This window comes from Terrabacter terrigena (genome assembly GCF_042676085.1).
In the GTDB taxonomy this organism is placed as follows: Bacteria; Actinomycetota; Actinomycetes; order Actinomycetales; family Dermatophilaceae; genus Terrabacter; species Terrabacter terrigena.
Genome location: NZ_JBHTKH010000014.1, coordinates 43,872 through 63,983, shown reverse-complemented (window position 1 = coordinate 63,983; position 20,112 = coordinate 43,872). Strand labels below are relative to the sequence as shown.

General features: G+C 70.8%; 22 protein-coding genes, 1 other RNA gene and 1 pseudogene. 15 read left to right on the top strand and 9 right to left on the bottom strand.

Annotated features, from left to right (window positions below; all coding sequences use genetic code 11):
* Positions 1–681, top strand: coding sequence for a response regulator transcription factor (locus ACFQ2V_RS17320; RefSeq protein WP_386054102.1), 681 nt, complete (start codon positions 1–3; stop codon positions 679–681).
* Between the two features lie 19 nt (positions 682–700).
* Here the strand turns inward: ACFQ2V_RS17320 and ACFQ2V_RS17315 are convergent, their stop codons facing one another.
* Together ACFQ2V_RS17315 and ACFQ2V_RS17310 are read right to left on the bottom strand one after the other, a co-directional pair.
* Positions 701–1,579 carry a HAMP domain-containing sensor histidine kinase gene (locus ACFQ2V_RS17315; RefSeq protein WP_386054130.1) on the bottom strand — a complete coding sequence of 293 codons (879 nt, stop codon included), beginning with the start codon at positions 1,577–1,579 and terminating at the stop codon, positions 701–703.
* 612 nt (positions 1,580–2,191) lie between these two features.
* On the bottom strand, positions 2,192–3,466 hold the full coding sequence (locus ACFQ2V_RS17310) for a COG4705 family protein (RefSeq protein WP_386054101.1): 1,275 nt from the start codon (positions 3,464–3,466) through the stop codon (positions 2,192–2,194).
* Between the two features lie 177 nt (positions 3,467–3,643).
* On the opposite strand from ACFQ2V_RS17310, the gene ACFQ2V_RS17305 reads away from it, so the two are divergent.
* Entirely contained in the window at positions 3,644–4,297 is a 654-nt protein-coding gene (locus ACFQ2V_RS17305) for an O-methyltransferase (RefSeq protein WP_386054100.1), read from the top strand.
* Positions 4,298–4,303: 6 nt separating this feature from the next.
* On the opposite strand, the gene ACFQ2V_RS17300 is transcribed toward ACFQ2V_RS17305, so the two are convergent.
* On the bottom strand, positions 4,304–5,629 hold the full coding sequence (locus ACFQ2V_RS17300; protein ID WP_386054099.1) for a glutamate--cysteine ligase: 1,326 nt from the start codon (positions 5,627–5,629) through the stop codon (positions 4,304–4,306).
* A gap of 462 nt (positions 5,630–6,091) precedes the next feature.
* Between ACFQ2V_RS17300 and ACFQ2V_RS17295 the strand changes: the two genes are divergently transcribed.
* From ACFQ2V_RS17295 to ACFQ2V_RS17250, 10 genes are all read left to right on the top strand, one after another.
* Positions 6,092–6,427, top strand: a complete 336-nt coding sequence (locus ACFQ2V_RS17295; RefSeq protein ID WP_386054098.1) for a DUF4760 domain-containing protein — start codon at positions 6,092–6,094, stop codon at positions 6,425–6,427.
* Positions 6,428–6,519: 92 nt separating this feature from the next.
* Complete coding sequence (locus tag ACFQ2V_RS17290; protein WP_386054097.1) at positions 6,520–6,819, top strand: putative quinol monooxygenase; 300 nt, start codon at positions 6,520–6,522, stop codon at positions 6,817–6,819.
* Between the two features lie 279 nt (positions 6,820–7,098).
* Entirely contained in the window at positions 7,099–7,515 is a 417-nt protein-coding gene (locus ACFQ2V_RS17285) for an ester cyclase (protein WP_386054095.1), read from the top strand.
* Between the two features lie 1,068 nt (positions 7,516–8,583).
* On the top strand, positions 8,584–9,066 hold the full coding sequence (locus tag ACFQ2V_RS17280) for an Asp23/Gls24 family envelope stress response protein (protein ID WP_386054094.1): 483 nt from the start codon (positions 8,584–8,586) through the stop codon (positions 9,064–9,066).
* A 173-nt stretch (positions 9,067–9,239) separates the two neighbouring features.
* Complete coding sequence (locus ACFQ2V_RS17275) at positions 9,240–9,425, top strand: hypothetical protein (protein ID WP_386054093.1); 186 nt, start codon at positions 9,240–9,242, stop codon at positions 9,423–9,425.
* Positions 9,426–9,430: 5 nt separating this feature from the next.
* The gene (locus ACFQ2V_RS17270; protein ID WP_386054092.1) at positions 9,431–9,742 is read left to right on the top strand and encodes a hypothetical protein; all 312 of its coding nucleotides are present in this window, start codon (positions 9,431–9,433) and stop codon (positions 9,740–9,742) included.
* Positions 9,743–9,790: 48 nt separating this feature from the next.
* Entirely contained in the window at positions 9,791–9,970 is a 180-nt protein-coding gene (locus tag ACFQ2V_RS17265; protein WP_386054091.1) for a DUF2273 domain-containing protein, read from the top strand.
* Positions 9,963–10,403 (top strand): Asp23/Gls24 family envelope stress response protein, encoded by a 441-nt coding sequence (locus tag ACFQ2V_RS17260; RefSeq protein ID WP_386054090.1) that lies wholly within the window; start codon positions 9,963–9,965, stop codon positions 10,401–10,403. The genes ACFQ2V_RS17265 and ACFQ2V_RS17260 overlap by 8 nt, the downstream gene beginning before the upstream one ends.
* Positions 10,400–10,957, top strand: a complete 558-nt coding sequence (locus ACFQ2V_RS17255; RefSeq protein WP_386054089.1) for a DUF6286 domain-containing protein — start codon at positions 10,400–10,402, stop codon at positions 10,955–10,957. The genes ACFQ2V_RS17260 and ACFQ2V_RS17255 overlap by 4 nt, the downstream gene beginning before the upstream one ends.
* Positions 10,954–11,523, top strand: coding sequence for a hypothetical protein (locus ACFQ2V_RS17250; RefSeq protein ID WP_386054088.1), 570 nt, complete (start codon positions 10,954–10,956; stop codon positions 11,521–11,523). The genes ACFQ2V_RS17255 and ACFQ2V_RS17250 overlap by 4 nt, the downstream gene beginning before the upstream one ends.
* Positions 11,524–12,039: 516 nt before the next feature.
* Here the strand turns inward: ACFQ2V_RS17250 and ACFQ2V_RS17245 are convergent.
* From ACFQ2V_RS17245 to ACFQ2V_RS17230, 4 genes and pseudogenes are all read right to left on the bottom strand, one after another.
* Positions 12,040–12,656 (bottom strand): annotated as a pseudogene (locus ACFQ2V_RS17245) (aldo/keto reductase); the annotation flags it as partial.
* Between the two features lie 102 nt (positions 12,657–12,758).
* Entirely contained in the window at positions 12,759–13,100 is a 342-nt protein-coding gene (locus ACFQ2V_RS17240) for a hypothetical protein (protein ID WP_386054087.1), read from the bottom strand.
* A 383-nt stretch (positions 13,101–13,483) separates the two neighbouring features.
* Positions 13,484–13,879: RNase P RNA component class A (rnpB, locus tag ACFQ2V_RS17235), an RNA gene on the bottom strand.
* A gap of 89 nt (positions 13,880–13,968) precedes the next feature.
* Positions 13,969–15,771, bottom strand: a complete 1,803-nt coding sequence (locus ACFQ2V_RS17230; protein ID WP_386054086.1) for a SpoIIE family protein phosphatase — start codon at positions 15,769–15,771, stop codon at positions 13,969–13,971.
* Positions 15,772–15,838: 67 nt separating this feature from the next.
* On the opposite strand from ACFQ2V_RS17230, the gene ACFQ2V_RS17225 reads away from it, so the two are divergent.
* Positions 15,839–16,261 carry an ATP-binding protein gene (locus ACFQ2V_RS17225; RefSeq protein WP_386054085.1) on the top strand — a complete coding sequence of 141 codons (423 nt, stop codon included), beginning with the start codon at positions 15,839–15,841 and terminating at the stop codon, positions 16,259–16,261.
* A gap of 68 nt (positions 16,262–16,329) precedes the next feature.
* Here the strand turns inward: ACFQ2V_RS17225 and ACFQ2V_RS17220 are convergent, their stop codons facing one another.
* The gene (locus ACFQ2V_RS17220; protein WP_386054083.1) at positions 16,330–16,674 is read right to left on the bottom strand and encodes an STAS domain-containing protein; all 345 of its coding nucleotides are present in this window, start codon (positions 16,672–16,674) and stop codon (positions 16,330–16,332) included.
* A gap of 215 nt (positions 16,675–16,889) precedes the next feature.
* Here ACFQ2V_RS17220 and ACFQ2V_RS17215 point away from each other — a divergent pair, with 215 nt between their 5' ends.
* Positions 16,890–17,801: a hypothetical protein gene (locus ACFQ2V_RS17215; protein ID WP_386054082.1), complete on the top strand. Its 912-nt coding sequence runs from the start codon at positions 16,890–16,892 to the stop codon at positions 17,799–17,801.
* 27 nt (positions 17,802–17,828) lie between these two features.
* Here ACFQ2V_RS17215 and ACFQ2V_RS17210 read toward each other — a convergent pair whose 3' ends face one another.
* Positions 17,829–19,271, bottom strand: coding sequence for an RNB domain-containing ribonuclease (locus ACFQ2V_RS17210; RefSeq protein ID WP_386054081.1), 1,443 nt, complete (start codon positions 19,269–19,271; stop codon positions 17,829–17,831).
* A 91-nt stretch (positions 19,272–19,362) separates the two neighbouring features.
* Between ACFQ2V_RS17210 and ACFQ2V_RS17205 the strand changes: the two genes are divergently transcribed.
* Complete coding sequence (locus ACFQ2V_RS17205; protein WP_386054080.1) at positions 19,363–20,112, top strand: YaaA family protein; 750 nt, start codon at positions 19,363–19,365, stop codon at positions 20,110–20,112.

The window sequence follows — 20,112 nt, the reverse complement described above, 5'->3', positions numbered from 1 at the left end:
ATGCGCATCCTGCTCGTCGAGGACGAGCGGCCCCTGGCCGAGGTCGTACGCCGCGGTCTCTCCCGCGAGGGATTCGTCGTCGACGTGTTCCACGACGGGGAGGACGGCCTCTGGGCGGCGACCGAGTCCACCTACGACGCAGTGGTGCTGGACATCATGCTGCCGAAGCTCGACGGCTACCAGGTCGTCAGCCGGCTCCGGGAGGCCGGCGTGTGGACTCCCACCCTCATGCTGACGGCGGTGGACGGCGAGCACGACCAGGCAGAGGCTTTCAACCTGGGCGCCGACGACTACCTGACCAAACCCTTCAGCTTCGTGGTCCTGGTCGCCCGGCTTCACGCGCTCATCCGCCGAGGGGCGCCGGAACGGCCCGTCGTCCTGCGGGCCGGATCCTTGTCGCTCGACCCGGTGCGACGCAGGGCACATCGTGGCGACGTCGAGATCTCGCTGACCGCCAAGGAGTTCGCCCTGCTCACCTTCTTGATGCAGCACAAGGACGAAGTGGTCACCAAGACCGCCGTTCTCGAGTCGGTGTGGGATCCCGCGTACGACGGCGACGTCAACATCGTCGAGGTCTACATCGGCTACCTGCGGCGCAAGATCGACGTCCCGTTCTCCGTGACGAGCATCGAGACGGTCCGAGGGGCGGGGTATCGGCTCGTCGACACCGACGAGGCCTGAGCCCGGGGGCGGCCCGGCGCTACGGGACGTCAGCGGTGCCGGACGGTCGGCACGGCACTGAGAGCTCGAACCGGGCCCCGCCGAGGGCCGAGTCGGTCACGAGGAGCGTCCCGCCGTGAGCGACCGCGAGCTCCCTCGCGATGGCCAGACCCAGGCCCGCCCCACCGGAGTCGCGGGACCGGCTCTCGTCGAGGCGCACGAAACGCTCGAACACGCGGTCGCGGTCGCGCGCAGGGATCCCCGCCCCGTCGTCGTCGATGCTGACGAGCGCACACCCGCCCTGGGTCGAGACGCGGAGCCGCACGGTCGAGCGGGCATGTCGGGCGGCGTTGTCCAGCACGTTGCGCACGACCTGCTGCAGCTGGAGCTCGTCCCCGAGGACGCGTACGGGTGCGTTCTCGAGACGGACCGTGAGGCGGACCAGTCGGCGCAGCCGTCGGGCCTCGGCGTCGACGAGGTCGTCGAGGTCTACCTCGTCGCGCACCTCGGCCAGCGACGCGTCGTCGGCGCGTGACAGCAGCAGCAGGTTGTCGACGAGCCGGGCCATGCGCTCGGTCTCCGACCGCACGATCGGGCCGAGCTCCTCCCACGACGTCTCCGGGCTCGACGGGTGAGCGACCTCGAACGAGGCCCGGATCGTTGCCAGAGGCGAGCGCAGCTCATGGCTGGCGTCGGCGACGAACCTGCGCTGGGCGCGCTGCGAGGAGTCGAGCCGTTCCAGCATGGAGTTCATGGTCTCGGCCAGGTGGGCGATCTCGTCATCGGTGGGCGGCACGGGCACCCGGTCGTGCAGGTGGGCAGCGGTCGTGCGCTCGACCTGCAGGCGGATCGCATCCACCGACTCAAGCGCACGTCCGACACGCCACCACGTGACCAGCCCAGTGAGAGCCACGAGCATCGGCAGGGCAGCCGCGAGCAGGGCGGCCGTGGTGAGCACCGCCTCCGTCCGCGAGGCCTGAGATGCAGCCCCCAGCAGCACGTACGACCTCCCCGCGTTCTCGACACCGCGAGCGACGACGAGCAGGTTCTGCCCCTCGAGAGGCATCGGCACGAGTGACGCCCCGCTGACGCGCGTCTCCCCCACCCCCGGCCGCAGGTCGGTGACTGCGTCGGGGCGGGACGGCCGGGAGGTGTAGACGACCCGCTCCCCCGCCCCGCCCTCGAGCGAGATCACCTGCACGAGGACGTTGTCCGGCCCCTCGTCGCGCTCGCTGCGTTCCAGCCCCGCCGTGCCGGTGGACGCGAGGACGCTCGCGTCCTCGTCCACGATGGCGACGATGCTGTCCTGGAGCGCCTGCGTCAGGGCGCGCTGCAGCACGAGCACCAGGAGCGCGCCACCCAGCAGCAGCGCCACGGCGACGACCGCGGCGGCGGCCACGGTTGCCTGCCGCCGCACGCCCGAACGCGACCGGAGGAGAGCCGTCATCGAGCCTCCTTCCGGTCACGCCGGGATGCGCCACGGCCGTGGGCGGCCCTGGTACACAGCCGTGTCGATTGTGCCTCAGTCGACCTACTGCTTCTTCTCCAGCGCGCCGATCGTGGACTGCAGGGCGGTCAGCGCGGACAGGCTCGACTGCTTCGTCGGCGGCGTGGCGCGCAGGGCTGTGAGGGCACCGTCGATCGCCGAGTCCAGCGAGTGCCAGTCGTCCGGAGAGGCCGGCTTCATGGCTGCCTCGCCGTTGTCCCACGCGACCTCGAGGTCCTTGATCCTCGCCGTCGCCCCCGCCAGGTCCCCGGCCTTCGTCCTGCCCGCGACGTCATCCACGATGACGGCGAACGGGCGGAGGTCGCCGATCGGGGAGGTCGCATCGGCTTCCAGGGGGTTGACATGCCGGCCCTTGCCCGCATCCGCCCCCGTCCCCGCTGCGGGCGCGGCCGCTGCGGGCGTGGGAGCCGGCGCGAGCACGAAGGCCGCTGCCACGACGGCAACGGCGGCGGCCGCAGCCCAGACGTAGTCGCGGTGCGGGCTGACCGCGGGCGCCTCGCCCTTGGCGCGTATGCCGTGCCGGTTGGCGTTGACCTGCTCGCGCGCCACGAGGGCGATGATCACGCCGAGGAACAGCAGGCTCGTCCGGCTCGCCCCCAGACCGAGACCGCCGAAGTCACGGTCCTGGGTCAGCAGGTCGCCCAGCGAGGCGCCGAGCGGCCGCGTGAGCACGTAGGCGATCCAGAAGGCGAGCACCGCGTCCAGCCCGAGGCGCCGCCCGAGCCAGACTGCCAGGATCAGGCCGCCGAAGATGAGGGCCCCGTTCCGGAAGCCGAGCGACAGCGCCTCGGTCGCGAGGTCACCGCCCGCGGTGCCGAGGGCGAACGTCGTCAGGATCGCGCCCCAGTAGTAGCGCTCCCGTCGCGGGGTGTCGATCGCGGTGATCGCCAACGTGCGCTCCTGACGCCACCACAGAGTGAAGACCACGGCCAGGACGACCGAGAAGGCGGCCGTGCTGACGTAGAGGCTGACCCCGAGGGTGTCGGTGAAGAAGTCGGTGATCTGCGTGCCGACGATGCTCACGAGCACGACCGTGAGCCAGTAGAGCCACGGGACGAGCCGCTTGGCGCGCAGCTGCGCGACGAGGGCGACGGCCAGCAGGGTCACCATCGCCCCGTCGGTGGCGGCTGTGCCGAGGCCGACGTCGACGGCCAGGTAGTCGGCGAACGTCTCACCGATCGTCGTGGACAGCACCTTGATCAGCCAGAACGTGGCTGTGATGGCCGGGACCTTGTTGAGCAGGGTAGAGCCTGACATCGGACGGGCGCGGTCGAGCGCGGTACTCACGCTTCCAGGCATGCGGATTCCTCTGGGTCGGGTCGGACTTGCGATCCAGAGGCTTCCCGAGCGCCCCTGAGGCCGGGCTGAGAGCCCGAGAGATCGAGGGTCCGGCGGACGCGTCGCCGCCCCGGGGCCGACCGAACCGTTCGACGTCGACACCACGGTCGACGGCGGCAGGTGGCGTAACGTCCAAGGATGCGCAGCTTCGCGGTCACAGACGAGATCCGTTCATACGCAGTCGATCACGGGTCGTGGCGCCCCGACCTCGTGGTCCGTGCGCTGCAGGGCGCGACAGCTCGGCTGGGCGATGCGGCGGGCATGCAGATCGGCGACGACCAGGGGCAGCTGCTCACCATGCTGACCCGGCTGGTCGGCGCACGCCGGGCCGTCGAGGTGGGGACGTTCACCGGCTACTCGAGCATCTGCGTCGCCCGGGGTCTGGCCGAGGGAGGTTCGCTGCTGTGTTGCGACGTGAGCGAGGAGTGGACCGAGATCGGCCGACGCGCTTGGGCCGCAGCAGGACTCGCTGATCGCATCGAGCTGCGCATCGCACCCGCGCTCGACACCTTGAGAGCCCTCCCCGACGCGGCAGACATCGACCTCGTCTTCATCGACGCGGACAAGCCCGGGTATGCCGCGTACTGGCAAGAGCTGGTGCCGCGCGTGCGATCCGGGGGCCTCCTCCTCGCCGACAACGTCCTGTGGGGTGGCCGGATCGCCGATCCGGAGGCCACCGACGAGAACACGACTGCGTTGCGCGCCTTCAACGACCTCGTCGCCTCGGACGATCGCGTCGACGCGGTCGTGCTGACGGCGTTCGACGGGCTGACCATCGCGCGACGGCGCTGAGCCCGCTCACTCCGACGGAGAGCCTTGGGGCTCCCCCGCTCCGCGCGGAGCGGCCGGCGGCACCTGCTCTCGGGACCTCGGCCAGTCCGGCGCGCTCGAGCCTGCCGACCTCGGGGTGGATCTGGCTGTGACCGGGATGCCCGCCGAGGATGGAGCAGCGCTGCCGGGCCCAGGGACGAGCATGGAGCGGACGGCTGCCCGGAGGTCGCCGGAACCGTCGGCCATGACGGCAGACCGCATCCGCTGGTATCCCGCGCCGTCGCGCAGGATGTCCTCGATCTTGGCCAGCTCCTGGGTGCATCCGAGCCGACGAGCCGTCGGCTGCAGCTGTTCGAGGAGGTCGTGGATGTCGTCGACGACATCCACCTCACGATTGTCCGCGTCACGGATGAGGATGGCGTCGAGTCCGTAGCGAGCAGCCCGCCACTTGTTCTCCTGCACGTGCCACGGGGGCAGCGGTCGGGCGAGAATCCCCTCGTCGAGCTGCTGCTCGAGGTGCGTCACGAGGCAGTGGACCAGGGCGGCGACGGCTGCGACGTCCTGCAGCCGCGACAGCCCGTCACAGGCACGCACCTCGATCGTGCCCAGGCGCAGGGAGGGCCGGATGTCCCACCGCAGCTCGCTGGGGTCCGTGATGACACCGGTCGTGTAGACGTCGCGCAGGTACTCGCGGTACTGCGCCCAGGTCTCGAACTGGAACGGCAGTCCCGCCGTCGGCAGCTGCTGGAACAGCATGGTCCGGTTGCTCGCGTACCCGGTGTCGGCGCCGGAGCCGTAGGGCGACGATGCCGAGAGGGCCGTCAGGTGCGGGTGGAAGGTGAGCAGTCCGTTGATGAGGGGCCACACCTTGGCCGCCGATCTCACCCCGACGTGCACGTGCACGCCGAAGATCACCATCTGGCGTCCCCACCACTGGGTGCGGTCGATGAGGGTGGCGTACCGCTGGCCCTCGCTGACCTGCTGGTCCTCCCAGCGCGCGAACGGGTGGGCGCCACCCCCGTACAGCAGGATTCCCAGCTGCTCGGCGGCGTTCTGCACCGTCTCGAGTCCGCCACTCAGGTCGGCTGACGCCTCCTCGGCGTTCGCGCAGACGCCGGTGACGATCTCGACCGTGTTGCGCAGCAGCTCCTTGGTCACGGTGGAGCGTGACTTCGTCGGTCGGGCGTGGCTGTTGGCCTCCGGTGCATTCGCGTGGCCCAGCAGGTCGTCGGCCCGTGAGGTGAGGTCGAGCGTCAGCGGGTCCAGCAGACCCAGCTCCCACTCCACGCCGAGGGTCCTCCCCGCAGACGGCGTGAAGGTGACATCGGCGAATGCCGTGTTGTGATCCGTCATCGACACCTCGGGTGATCGGTGGGTCAGTGTCGCGTCGACTCGTCGCCCGGCAACGTGCCCGCGTTCCGCCGGACCGGGCACGGAGTGGACGCCGATACGAGCGTCCATGCGGGCCAGTACCCCAGGTGCTTCGACGGTGGCGGGGGCAATGGTCCCGTGGGGCTGCCGGCGTACGCCTCGTTGTTCTCGAGAAGGCCATCGGTCACTGACATCGGTTCCTCACTCGGGTGGGAGCTGATGGAGTACTGACAAGGTTCGTGCGTGTGGAGACACCGAACCCGGATGTCGCCGAGGCGGCCTGCGGCAGTCGTACGCGCAGGACGCCCTCAACGAAATGGTAGGCCTGCCCGGGGGCGTGGGCAGCCGAAGAATCGCTCGGGTCCTGGCGGTACTCACCCCTGCCACTAGCGTCGAGAAGTAGTGTCACCAGTGGGTGCTCCTGCCCCGACGAAGGAGGGTGACATGGCAGATCGCGAAGACGCGGCACTGCTCGTGCAGCTGGCGCAGTGGGGCTCCACGATGGGCCTCGAGGAAGCGCAGCAAGCGGTGTGGGCCGAGGACTTCGACCCCCGGACAGCATCCGTCGAGGACATCCTCGTCTCACGGATCCTGAACTGGGGCGAGACCATCGCGACCCTGACCAAGAACGGGCTTCTGGACGCGGATCTCGTGCTGGACTGGCTCTGGGTCTCAGGCTTGTGGTCACGGGTGGGACCCGCAGCAGTCAAGCTCCGCGAGAAGCACGGCGTCCCCGAGCTCTACGAGAACTTCGAGGCGTTGGCGAACAAGCAGGTTTGATCGCCGGCACCTCGGCCCGAGGGGCGGGGTGCTGCTACCTTGCGGTCGAGCGGCCGCATCCGTTCGACCGCGAAAGCGAAGGAGTCAGACCCATGCTGACCAAAGCTCTCCTCGTGCGTCTCGAGGCCCTGCCGGGCAAGGAGACTGAGCTCTCAGAATTTCTCACCCAGGCGCGGTCGATCGTGATGGACGAGCCAGGCACCATCGCCTGGTTCGCCATCCAGTTCGGACCGACGACCTTCGGCGTGTACGACGTCTTCCCCGACGACGAGGCCCGCGACGCTCACCTTGCCGGTGGCGTCGGGCAGGCGCTGGGCCCCAACACCGGCGTCCTCTTCTCCGAACCGCAGATCGAGAAGATCGACATCATCGCCGACAAGGTTCCGGCATAAGGCGTACCTTCGGCCCTCGAGCCCTCGAGCCCTCGGGCCTTCGGGCTTCGGGGCGGTCGACACCCGGCGGTTGTGTGGTGGAGGCGTGTGAGCTGCTGGGCCCAGGTTGCACGCGGAGGGCGGTCGGCCGTGTCTTCCGGAACCAGCGTGGTGACGCGACGCGAGCGCGCTGAGCCAGGCCGGCAGTGCCATGCCCTTGCCGACCGTGCCGGCTGAGCGTCTACTGACAGGAACGAGCGTCCGCGCGCTCCGGGGCTCTGGGGCGCCAGAGGAGGCGAAATGTCAGATGACGAGTTGAGGGCGGCCACCCGTCGCTTCTTCGACGAGGTCTGGAACAAGGGCAACGTCGGCGAGACCGCGGCATTCCTGGCCCCGGAGTTCGTCAGTCACAACGCCCTCGACGTACGGATCGTCGGGCCGCACGAGTACGGCGCGGCAGTCACCGACTACCGGGCGGCCTTCCCGGACCTGCACACCACGCTCGAGGACGTGCTCGTCGACGGTGACCGGGTCGTCGTCCGCGGCACCGACCGGGGGACTCATCGTGGCGCCTTCATGGGGTTCCCCGCGTCGGGTCACGAGGTCACGACGACGTGGATCGAGATCTTCCGCATGGAGAACGGCAAGGCCGCTGAGGGCTGGCTCGAGTCGGACTCTGCTTCACTGCGCAACCAGCTCGTCGCCGAGACCGCCTGATCGCGCGCACGCTTCGCGACCGAGCGTCCAGGACCAGCCGGCGCATCCATCACGTCGGCCCCTGGACGGACGCCGACCGATGCGGGCGCAGGTCGACTCGTGGGGAGCCCGTCGGTCGACCAGGTCGCCGCATGAACCCACCCCGTGCACGAGGGCGGCGCCGCCTCAGGGGTTCCCCGGGTGGGGGTGGGACCAAGTGGCGGCGCCGTCGAGGTCCTCATACCCTCGGCGATGCCCGAAATATCCCATTTGTGCAACACGTCTCAGAGCCGTGCTCCGATCGTCGCCCCGACCCCGCGCACCGCCACCGGAACGGGTTCACCGCGTGGACGTCACGACGACCGGGGCAAACCCGCGCACGTGGACGGCGCCGCCGGCTCGGACAGTGTGAAGGCCACGGCCGGCGGCGCCATCGCCGCCTCCCTACCCGCCGACAGGATCGTGAATCACGCCGAGGACGGCGCCGCCCCAAGAGGAGCCACAGGGGAGGCTCCAGAGACGACGCCGCCACCTGAGGCATACCCACGGCCGGGGCGTCCCGACCCGTCGCCGCGGACCGGGGCGTGAAGGCGCCCCGGTCGCGGCCGAGCCCCTGCGCGGGACCTCGGACGACGACCGGGACGCTGGGAGCGACGTACCCGCAGCCCGGCGTGCTGACACCGCACCGGTCGCGGCCGTACGGGGGTGGGCGCGGTGGACACGATGGGCGCGGTGGACACGATGGGCGCGCTCGCCGCCGAGAACGACCGCGGTCGCCCTGGGCGGGAACCCCCTCCACGGTGCGCCCGCCCAGGACGCCGACGAGCACGTACCCACTCAGGGCGACGCGTGGTGGCCGACTACCTCGACGACATCCGGATGCCGCCGAGGTCGGCCGCGTCGACGGCGAGTGCTCGTCACACATGAGGGCCGAAAGGGTCGACGAGCTCGTCGGGTTCGAGGTGGTGGCGTACGTGCACCGAATTCACAGTGTTGAAACGGCGCCCCCGGGTAAGTCCTTGTGGCAGAGCGCAGCAAGGCCCGGCGCTGGCTTGCCGCGCGACCAAGTCACCCTCAAGGAGCCAGTCGATGAGCGAAACGAAGACCCGTCAGACGACAAACACCTCCACCGCCGTCGAAAGCAGCGAGGCCTCGCCGTCCGCCCTGGTCACCGAGCAGGGCCGCACCACGATCGCCGACACCGTGGTCGCCAAGATCGCGGGGATCGCGGCCCGCGATGTGGCCGGAGTGCACGCCCTCGGCGGCGGCACCGCTCGCGCGGTCGGAGCCCTCCGTGAGCGCATCCCCGGCGGCCGCACCAACCACTCCCAGGGTGTCTCTGTCGAGGTGGGCGAGCGGCAGGCAGCCGTCGACGTGCAGCTCATCGCCGACTACGGCGTCTCCATCGCCGACCTGGCCCAAGGCATCCGTCGCAACGTCATCTCCGCGATCGAGCGCATGACGAGCCTCGAGGTGACCGAGGTGAACATCGAGGTCCAGGACGTCTTCCTCGAACAGGAGGACGGCGACCCGTCCCAAGGTTCGCAAGGCGCCGAGCCGCGGGTCCAGTGACGCTTCAGCCGGGCACAGGGGTCGATGCCCCTCCCGCCGCGGATGGGCCCGCCCAAGCGCAGCCTCTCGAGTCCGCGGATGCCGTTCAGGCAGCCGTCCTCGCCGTGCCCGGCGTGGCGGCTCTGCATGGCGGAGCCTTCGGCGAGGCTGCCACCCACTTCCCAAGACGCACAGTGAAGGGCATCCAGGTGCGTCCCGAGGTCACGACCGTCCATGTCGTCCTGGCTTGGGATGCTTCCGCCGCCGAGACCGCCGCCAAGGTGCGTGCGGCCGCCCGGGCCGTCACGCACACCCCGGTGGACGTCGTCGTCGAGGACGTCCTAGCACCCGGCGGCGCCGCGAACGAGGCAAAGGCTTGATGTCCGTGAGCGGGCCCCGAGACCCGGCGTTGCGTTCCCGATGGGTACGGCAGCGGCGGCGCACCGCAGCCGCCCACCATCCTGACCGCGGCGGCGACACCGAGAGCTATCTGTCCGCGCTCGCGGCCGTCGACCGAGCCTTCGGCGTCGACGAGGCGGTGCAGCGGGAGGCCGCCGCCAACCTCCAGGTGCATGTCCGGCACAGCTGGCGTGGATCGCGTATGCGGGTGTCCCGCCGCGCTCGCCGGGTGGCGCGGACCGTGCGCAGTCGACTCCCCCGTTCCTTCCCGGGTGCCCGACGCACGACCGAGATCTGACCGAACTGCGACCGTCCCCGAACAGGTCGTCTGTCAAAGGAGAACTACATGCCCAGCTCACTGATCGGTCTGCTCGCCGGCCTGCTGCTCGGCGTCGCCGCTGCAGCCGGAGGATTCACCGGCTTCCTCATCGCCCTGGTCCTCGGTGCGGTCGGTTGGCTCGTCGGTGGCCAGCTCGATGGTCAGATCGACCTCGCGCGGGTGTTGGGCGGCCGTGGTCGTGACTGACCCCGCCACCACCACTCCGCCGCTCGCGGACGAGCGAGGGCAAGCCGTACACGGCCTGGTCGGCGCCGGCGCTCGCGCTCTCGCCGAACCGGGTGAACGGGGGCGCCTCGAGATCGCGGAGAAGGTCGTCGAACGCGTCGCGTCGTTCGCTGCGGGCGAAGTACGCGGCGTGCGCCGAGTCGGCACCGGTCTCGAGGGCGTCGTCGGCCGCCAGTATCCGAGGGCCAAGGCGGAGGTGGCTGGGGGCCGCGCCAGGATCCGCATGGACATCGCAGTGGCTTGGCCCAGCCAGCTCGGGCAGACGGCGAGAGCAGTGCGCGACCGGGTGCGTGAGCAGGTGGAGGCTCTGGTGGGAGTAGCCGTGGATGCCGTCGACGTCACCGTCGCCTCCGTCGTTGCAACCGCTGCAGGCGAGCGAAGGAGAGTGCGGTGAGCGGCTACGGCGGCAATGTCCAGGGGGCGATGCCTCCGGCCAAGACGCCTCGCAGAACCGGCGTCGTCGGCGCCCTGGGAATCCTCTTGGCACTTCTGTTGACCGCGTCTGGGGCGCTGGCCGTGCGCGACGCCCTCGTGTACGGCCGCGTTCTCAGTGGGAGCGCCTTCGTCCACGACCTGGCTCATGTCCTGCAGGGTCTGCGACCCCAAGCGTGGGTCCTGGTCGTCGGCATCGTCCTGGCGCTCGTGGGGCTTGTCCTGCTCGTCACCGCGCTGCGCCCATCCGTCGTCAAGGCGACTGCGGTAGCCGCCGAGACGGGCGTCTTCCTCGGGCCGCGTGACGTCAGCCGCCTCGTCGAGACGGCCGCCGAGGATGTCGACGGCGTGCTCGGCGTACGCGTGTCCTCCACACCGCGACGCGTGACGGTCGACGTCCGCTCGACCGGTGACCAGCGCGTCGAGGAGCGAGTGCGTGACGCCGTCACGGCTCGCCTCGCTCCGCTCGAGAACCAACCGACCGTCCGCGTTCGCATAGAGAGGCCTCGCCGATGACTCGTGGAACGCTGGCCGTGGACCGGCTCATGACTGCCCTGGGCGGCCTCCTGCTCGCCGCGCTCGGCGTCCTCGGAATCCTGTGGTGGGCAGGCCGGCTCGGGTCCGCACCCGCCCCGATCGATCTGTCCGGCATCCGCTGGTTACCCAAGCAGCAGTGGTGGCCTTGGGCGCTCGGTGCGGCGGGCGTCCTCCTTGCCCTCCTCGGCCTGCGCTGGCTCCTCTCCCACCTTCCCCGCCGCGGCGTGACCCATCTGTCCCTCCCCGGCTCCGGGCCGGAGGGCCGGCTTGTCGTCTCGACGGGACCGGTCGTCGACGCGGCGGCCACCACTCTGGCGAACGCCCCTGGCGTGCGCTCGGCCCACGGCCGCATCGACCACGACCGCGGCCAGCTCGTGGTTCACCTCGACGCCACCATCGAGCGCGGTGCCCAACTCGAAACGGTGGCGTCGGTGGCGGACGCCGTCACCGCCGAGATGCGGTCCGCCCTCGAACGAGACGACCTCACCGCGCGGGTGCAGCTCCGGACCGCCGGCCGCAACCGGCCGGCGCCCCGGGTGTACTGAGCCGCACAACAGAGACCGTCGCGCGAGCTCACGGCAGATGACGCCTCGGAAGCGTCTGCAACTGCCCCGGGTGGTGCGTCACAATGTCGCCTGACGGACCTTGCGCTAAGCGCATTCCCGGTACCAGCATCAGTCGCGGTCTCCCACATGGGAGACGCCACGACGTCCTCGCCTGCGCGAAGGAGCGACCCAACCGTCTCGGTCGTGCCACCGATGGAGGAGCGGACGATCACCGTGGAGCCTCCCTTCGGTGGGCGTCAGACGCCAGAAGCCAGAAAGCGCAACGACACCCGCCAGTCGGGAGGAGAATCGGGATGTGAAGATCTGGCCCCTGTCCTGCCACGTCATGGGATGGCATCAGTTCCGCAGAAAGCCCGGAGACAAGGAGATGCTGGTCTGTCAGCGGTGCGGCAAGCAAGAACTGGCATGGACCAAGCGCATGCGCGACAAGGCTGACAACCCCTGGTCATGACAGAAGGGGCCGACCCTGAGCCCGGCAGTCCTCCTCAGAGCCCAGCGGTTGACGTGGGCCATGTGCGTCGCGTTGTAACGGTCCCCGCGGACTCCGACACGCAGGGCCAGGGGGTCGAGGTCGGCACGGTCGCCCGCGGAGAGCGTCACCTGCGTGGCGCTGGCGTTCTCCTCGATGCTGGCGGTGCGACGGGTGCCGGGGATCGGCACGATCCACGGCTGCTGCGAGCGCAGCCACGCCAAGGCGATCTGCCCGGGCGTCGCGCCCCTGACCCCGGCGAGAGCCATGAGGTGGTCGACGAGGGCTTGGTTCGCGGCAAGGTTCTCCGCCTCTAAGCGCGGCACGCGGTGCCGGATGTCCCCCTCGCTGAAGATGGTGGACGCATCCACGATCTCAGTCAGGAAGCCCTTGCCGAGCGGCTGAACGGCACTAACCCGATGCCGAGCTCCGCGAGGGTGGGCAGGACCTCGGCCTCAGGGTCGCGGGTCCACAGCGAGTACTCGCTCTGTACCGCGGTCACGGGATGGACGGCATGGGCGGCGCGGATGGTGGCCGCCGAGGCTTCCGAGAGCCCGAAGCGCTTCAGCTTCACCTTGCCCTCTGTGGCCAGCTCGCCGACGGTGCCGGCGACCTGCTCGATCGGCACGTCCGGATCGACGCGGATGCCCTGTCAGTACACCTCCCACCGGGGACTCACCGAGCACCGGCGGTTGCACTCTCGGGCAGAAGGCCTTCGGCGAAGCGGGTGCCGGTCCGTGCGGACCTAGGTGGCAGGGGTGGGGCTGGCCGAGGAGCCGCCGGTCGCGTTGAGGTCGGTGACGGCGGCGAGGCGCTCGACGACCTCGCCGGCGACGTCCTGGCGTCTGGTGTCCGCCGCCTCCTTCTGCTGCTGCACCTCGACGCGGGCGGCCTGCCACGCCGACCAGTGCCCGGACACCAGAGCCCACAGCGAGAGCGCGGACACGTAGACCACCGAGTTCAGCCATCCCATCATCAGCGAGATCGGGATCATGAGGATCCAGAAGACGGCAAGCCATCCGTTGACGCGGCGCATGAACACCGGGTCGCCTTGCACCATCGCCCAGAGGGACTTCACCGTGCCCAACGCATACCTCCTAGGAACGATCTTCCGGACGCTCGCTGCTGGACGTCAGGGCGGAGTGTGCCAGAGGATCCTCAAGGCGGGCTGAAAGGAGCGGTCGACGCGCTGGTGGGTGCAGCACCACGTGGCTACCCGTAGTCCGCTGTGTCAGGCCCGAGCTGCCACGACGACGACGCTCTCGTCGGAGCGCCGCCATGATCGGAGCGGCCACCGCAGGTGACGCTACACAGGCGCGGTGAGCCGTCGGTGGTGAGCAGCGCCGCGAGGTCCGGCAGTGTCTGGGGGCACGCCTGCACGGCACGGAGCACGGCTGGAGCCACAGCGCAGACCATCTGCGGACCACCGGCGATGGCGAGTCCCACAACCGCAGGTCAGAGGCCTGAAAGTGGATGAGTCGGCCGATACGCCGGGTTCTGTTCCGCGGCCCCGTCACCAGGGCCGCGGCGACGGCCATCCATCTGGACCGACCATTGCTGGCCGGCTCTAGCGTCCTACCCGCGCACTCGACCGGGCCGGCCTCCTCGATGCCCGAGGGCATCGTTCGCACGCTGTCTGGACTTGCTCCGGGTGGGGTTTACCGAGCCGCTCCAGTCACCTGGAGCGCTGGTGGTCTCTTACACCACCGTTTCACCCTTACCGGCTGCCGAAGCGGCCGGCGGTCTGTTCTCTGTGGCACTGTCCCGCGGGTCACCCCGGGTGGCTGTTGGCCACCACCCTGCCCTGTGGAGCCCGGACGTTCCTCGGCAGGGCCGAAGCCCTGACGCGACCGCCTGGCCGACTCATCCGCGGACCAGCATAGGCCCTCGTGCTGCCGGCCCGACGTCGCCATCGCGGCCCCACCGGTCGGCGCCCGGGCGGGCCGGCGCCGGACTCAGACCATTCGGCGAAAGGCGAGCAACGCCACGTCGTCGTGGCGGTCGGGGTCCGTCACGGCCTCGGCGAGCTCGTGGAGCACGTCGTCGAGGTTGGTGGCGTCGTTGACGTCACCGAGCAGCTCCTCGGCGGCGGCCTGGAGTCGCTTGAGCCCGATGTCGATGCTCTCGCCGCGTCGCTCGACGAGCCCGTCGGTGTAGAGGAGCAGCAGGTCACCGACCGCGAACGGCACTCGCGCAGCGGGGCGTTGCACGATGCCGATGCCGTGGACGGGAGAGCCGTCCTCGACGATGTAGCGGCTGAAGCCTTCGTGGATCAGCAAGGGCGGCGGGTGCCCCGCAACGACCGTCGACATCTTGCCGTGGGCCGGGTCGAAGAGGGCGTATGCAGCGGATGCCATCGGCGTGGGCGGCTGGTACGCCATGAGGCGGTCCATCGCGGAGGCCAGCGCGGCGGGCTCGGGACCTTGGGTCACGAGCACCCTTGTGGCGGAACGCATCCGAGAGCCGGCGAGGGCGGCGTCGACACCTCGACCCATCACATCGCCGACGAAGGCGAAGACGCGGCCGTCACCCAACGTGCTGACGTCGAAGTAGTCGCCTCCGACGTCGGTGCGGCCCGCCTGCCGGTAGACCATGCCCACCTGCCAGCCGGGCACCTCCGGCAGGTCATGGGGCAGCAGCGTGGCCTGGAGAACCGACGCGACGCGCCTTGTCTGCGAGTAGAGGTCGGCGTTGTCGATGGCGAGACCCGCGCGACGCGCGAGGTCCTCGGCGAAGGCGACGTCGTCGGAGCTGTAGCGCCGACCGGACTCTGCGGCCACGAACGTGAGCACGCCGATGACGCGGTCGTTGGCCCTCAGAGGGACGGACATCGCGCTCTGCAGGCCGAGCTCCCTCGCCACCCGCAGGTGCTCGTCGTCTCGCGCGGAGGCGACGAGCATCTCGTCGGTGATCTCCTCGATGAGCATGCTCTTGCCTGTGCGGGCCACGTCGGCGGCGCCACCGGGGTGATCAGGGTCGGGCGGCCACTTCGTCTCGAGCTCCTTGGCCAGCTGGACCTTGGCGGGGTCGACGTGCGCGACGGCGAGCGTGCGCAGCACGCCGTCGTCCATCATCTGCACGGAGCACCAGTCCGCGTGCGTGGGCACTGCGAGCGAGGCGACCTGGCGCAGCGTCTGGCGATAGTCCAGGGACTCGGCGAGAGCCTGGGAGGCGTTGGCGAGAAACTCGAGGCGGGCCGCGCGGTCCGCGCTCTCGGCCTCGGCGCGCAGCCGCAGCATCGTCTGGGCGCACATGTCGGTGAGGAACTGCAGCACGGAGAGCTCGTCGGCGTCCAGCTGCGCGCGTTCACCGTCGAACCGGAAGCCCACGGCCCCCACGGCCTCACCGCTGGTCGGCGACACCATCGGCAACGCCACCGTGAAGCGCTCCGTGGCGTCCTCGAGGTCGGGGTAGCGCTCGAGCAGCTCCGCGACGTTGGCCACCACCACGGGCTCGCGGGTGCGCACGGCGTCGGATATCGGCATCGACATCCGGATGTCGAACGAGGACCACTGCCTGGCCAGGTGCGGGCTGAGCCCGTGCGTTCCGATGGTCCGCAGTCGGTGCGGCCCCTCACTCACGGCAAGGACTGCGCGCGAGGCGCCCATCACGGCGGAGGCGCGCTCCGTGATGACCGCGGTGAGGTCGTCCATGGTCACGGCGCTGGCGAGGGCAGCCGCCATGCGCCCGAGCTCCACGAGCCGCGTGGCGATGGTCGACGAGGGCTCGTTGCCGCCGTCCCGCGCCGTCGCGTCCATGGCGTCATCCTGACACTGCGAGGGCCCTGACGTCCCACAGATGTCTCATCAGTGGCACGATGGCGATGTGGGAGGGCCGAGGATCACCGGCGAGAGCGAAAGCGGGATCAGTCGCGTCGAGTTCGGCCCGGAGGACCTCCGTCTCGTGCGCAACGCCGTTCGTGAGGTCGCCGAGCACTACGTCCCGGAGCGCGTGAGCGACGCAATGCTGGCCGTGCACGAGCTCGCCGTCAACAGCATCATCCACGGCGGCGGTCACGGGGTGCTGCGCATCGACCGCACCGCAGACTCCATCGTCTTCACGGTGGAGGACTCCGACGGCACCTCCTCGGTGCCTCGCGTCAGCGAGCCCGCCGGCCAGGCGACGAGCGGGCGCGGACTGCTGATCGCCCAGCGGCTCAGCGACCGGCTGACGATCGAGTCACCGCCGGGGCACACACGCGTACGCCTCCACCTCGCCCTCAGCCCGGTCGGGGCCGGGCGCGCCTGACGCGCCTGACCCGCGCCACCGTCGCCGCATCCCCGTGTCGCCGTACGCCGAGGCAGCCAGGCGAGCGCTCAGGCGAGGGCGGCGCCTCCGCTGGCCGACGCCTCGCCCAGCTCGGTGCTGATGTCGAGCACCTGGCCGAGGTTCATCAGCTCCATCAGCCGCAGCGTCACTCCCGCGCACACGAGCTGCAGGTGCCCACCGGCGTCGCTCACCCGGTGGTAGAGCCCGATGAGTGCCCCGAGACCGGACGAGTCGAGGAACGTCACCTCGCGAAGGTCGACGACGACCTCGGACCCTTCCGTTGCCCGCAGCCCGTCGAACACCCTCTTCGCGTCGGAGACGGTGTACGTGTCGAGCTCTCCCGTCACGTGCGCCACGAGCACGCTGCCCCTGTCATCGACCGATACGTTCACGGGCTCCCCCTCCTCGCACGAACACCACCGCCCACGTTAGGCCCCCCGGACTCGGTGGAGAAGGACTATCGGGTATGCCGTCTTCTCGAGCGGGTGCTCGTGCGTGCAATGTGATGCCGGTCACCCTGCCTCGGAGGCGTCAACGAATCGACCGGCTCGTTCGTCATGCCTTGGAGACGACGACGTCACGCAGCCGCACGCAACCACCCAGGAACATGACGCGACCGTTGACAGCCGACCTGCCCGACCCCAGAACCCGCCCGACCCGCCACGTCGAACCCGACCCCGGGGCGAGCAGCCCCGCGACCGTCGAACCCGACCCCGCGAGCGCCTCGGAGCCGCGGTCGAGGTTCTTCGACCTCTCCCTGACCCAGCTGCTGGGCGGGTCCATGGCGGCAGCCACCGCGGCAGCTCTCGGTTCCCGACTCGGCGTGGTGGGGACGATCGCGGGAGCGGCGGTGCTCAGCGTCGTCTCGGCGATCGCCGGCACCCTCTACACGAGCTCCATGGCGCGGGCCAGGGACGTCGTGGTGCTCGTGCGCTCGCGACGCGGCGTCGCCGAAGAGCCCCCCGCGACGGTGCTCGTGCCCAGGGTCGGGCGGGCCTCCCTGCAGGGCTGGACGCGACCGGACCGCGCGAGAGCCCGGCGTGCGCTGGCAACGACGGCCGCGGTCTTCGCGCTGGCCGCCGCGTTCCTCGCGGGACTGCAGCTGGCCACCGGCGCCCCGGTCACGGGCACGAACCTTGGCAGTCGCACCGCTGCCGGCGCAGTGGTCGACGAGGACTCGGCCGGCGGAAGCGCGCGAAGCGACACGACCGACCGCAGAGCCCAGGGGTCGGCGAACAGCTCCGACTCCCCGACCGGCACCGCGACGGGCGCGACCGGCACCGCGACGGGCACCGCCACGGCGGGCGCCACCGACAACGGCACCGACTCCTCGGCCGGCGCCGACACTGCAGTCACGGGCACACCCACGGCACCGGCAGGCGGCCCGACCCCGGCCGACCCCACCGCGGCAGCCCAGGCCCAGCAGACGCCCGCCGGCACGACACCTGCCGCCGGCTCCGGGGCGAACGCCCCGGCGGCGACCACAGCCCCTGCCGGCGCAACCGCTCCGGCAGGCTGAGGGCTCACCCGGTGAGACCGGGCCACCTCAGACGACGGAGAGCGTGATCGTCCCGGCCGCGACGTCGGCCGTGTCGACCCGCACCGACACCTGCTCGCCGGCCTTGGCCGAGCCGGCGGCCCGGGCGACGACGGCGTGGTCGACGAGCTGAACCACGACGCCCTTGTCCTTGTCGCTCTCCTCGACGACGACACCCTCGAGAGTCTGGCCGACGAGCGGGTGCAGCTCGGCGGCCTCGACGGCGTCGGTGCAGGCGCGCTCGACGGCGTTGGTGCGCCGGTCGGACGTCGCCATGATCTCCGGGAGCGTCGGGAGGGCCTCCCTGGCCCAACCAGGGACCGCCTGCCCGGAAGAGAGGGCCTCGCACACGACGAGGCCGAAACGGTCGACGAGCCGGCGCAGGGGCGCGGTGACGTGGGCGTAGGGGTTGGCGACGGCGGCGTGCATCGGCTGCTCGGGCACCGACCCGTCGAAGGGCGTGTAGCCCGCGCCGCGGAACAGCGTCGTCGCCTGGTGGATGACGGCGAGGTGCCTCGGGTTGGTCCGGTCGAGCGTGCGGAGGAACTCGCCGTACGCCATGCCGTCCGGCCACGGCACCCCGGCTGCCGACGTGCGCCGGTTGAAGCGTTCGAGGTCGCGCGGGTCGGGAGCCGGCATGGTGCGCAGGATCCCGACCTTGCCCTTGAGCATCAGGTCGGCGGCGCCCATGCCTGTCAGGAGTGAGATCTGCGCGTTCCAGTCCTCAGCCGGGAGCACGGGGCGGAAGGAGATGCGGAACGAGCCGTCCGGGCCCTCGTCGACCTCCTGCTCCGGCATCGGAAGGCTCGCGCCCCCTCGCTCGCGCTCGAGTGCGATGCGCTTCTCGCCCACCTCCTTGAGCAGCATCAGGCACTCTTCCGCGCTGCCGGCGTCGACGTCCTTCTGCACCTGCTCGTAGTCGTAGCGCCGCACGCTCCGCACCATGGCTCGCGACACAGCCACAGCGGTGCCCTCGCCGTCGGCGGCCAGCCGGATGTCCCAGACGAAGGCGGGGCGCACCTGGTCGGGCAGCAGGCTCGCCGCCCCCTCGCTCAGCTCGCCGGGGTGCAGCTGCACCCGCTTGTCGGGGCAGTAGACGGTCTGGCCGCGGCGGCGCGTCTCGTCGTCGACCGCGCCGCCCGCCCTGACGAAGGCCGGCACGTCGGCGATCGCGTAGCGCACCCGGTAGCCGGCGCCGTCGCGTTCGATCCACATGGCCTGGTCGAGGTCCATCGACGTCGGGGGGTCGATCGTGATGAACGGCACGGACGTCTCGTCACGCTCTGGCAGGTCCGCGTTCGCCGCGGCGGCCCCGGCCTCGGCGACCACGTCGGGCGGGAACTCCTCACGCACCTCGAGCTGGCGGCGTACGGCCTCGAACCGCTCCGCGAGCTGCCGTGCCACGTCGCCGGGCCGGGTCGCCGGGCGGAAGACGATGTGTCGCTGGGCCATGGCGCCACCCTACGCATGGCGGATGCACGTCACCCCGCGCGTCGTCGGACGTTTTGGGACTTTGCCCCGCGCCTTCCCTAGGCTGACCCACGTGCTCATCCTGCTCCCGCCGTCCGAGGGCAAGACCAGGCCCCGGCGGGGGTCCTCGCTCGACCTCGGCGCCCTGTCCTTCCCCCAGCTGACGCCGTTGCGTGAGGCCGTCGTCGACACGGTGGCGAGGCTGAGCGGCGAGCCCGATGCGGCGGACGTCCTCGACCTGAACCCCAACCTCGTCGACGACATCGCCGGCAACACGAGGCTGCACAGCGCTCCCACGGCCACGGCGTCACGGGTCTACTCGGGGGTGCTCTACCAGGCCCTCGACGTCGACTCCCTCGACGCGGCCTCGAAGCGCCGGGCGAACCGGTGGATCGTCGTCGTCTCGGCCCTCTTCGGCGCGCTGCGCCTCGGCGACCGCGTCCCTGCCTACCGGGTCAACATCTGCAGCACGCTCCCCGACGTCGGCCACCTCTCGCACGAGTGGCGCCGCGAGCTGCCGGCCGCGCTCGACGCCGCGGTGAAGCCGCGGGAGCTCATCGTCGACTGCCGGTCGAGCACGTATGCCGCCGTGTGGCGTCCGCGTGACGAGCGCGCTTCGCGGTGGGTCCAGGTCACCGTGCCCGGCGCCTCGCACATGGCGAAGCACACGCGTGGCCTGGTCACCCGCGAGCTCGTCCAGGCCGAGGCTCCACGCACCCCCGAGGCCTTGGCCGAGCGGCTGTCCGAGCGCTTCGAGGTCGTGCTCACCCCGCCGCCACGCCCCGGCAAGCCGTGGCAGCTCGCCACCACCCCGAAGCCCTGA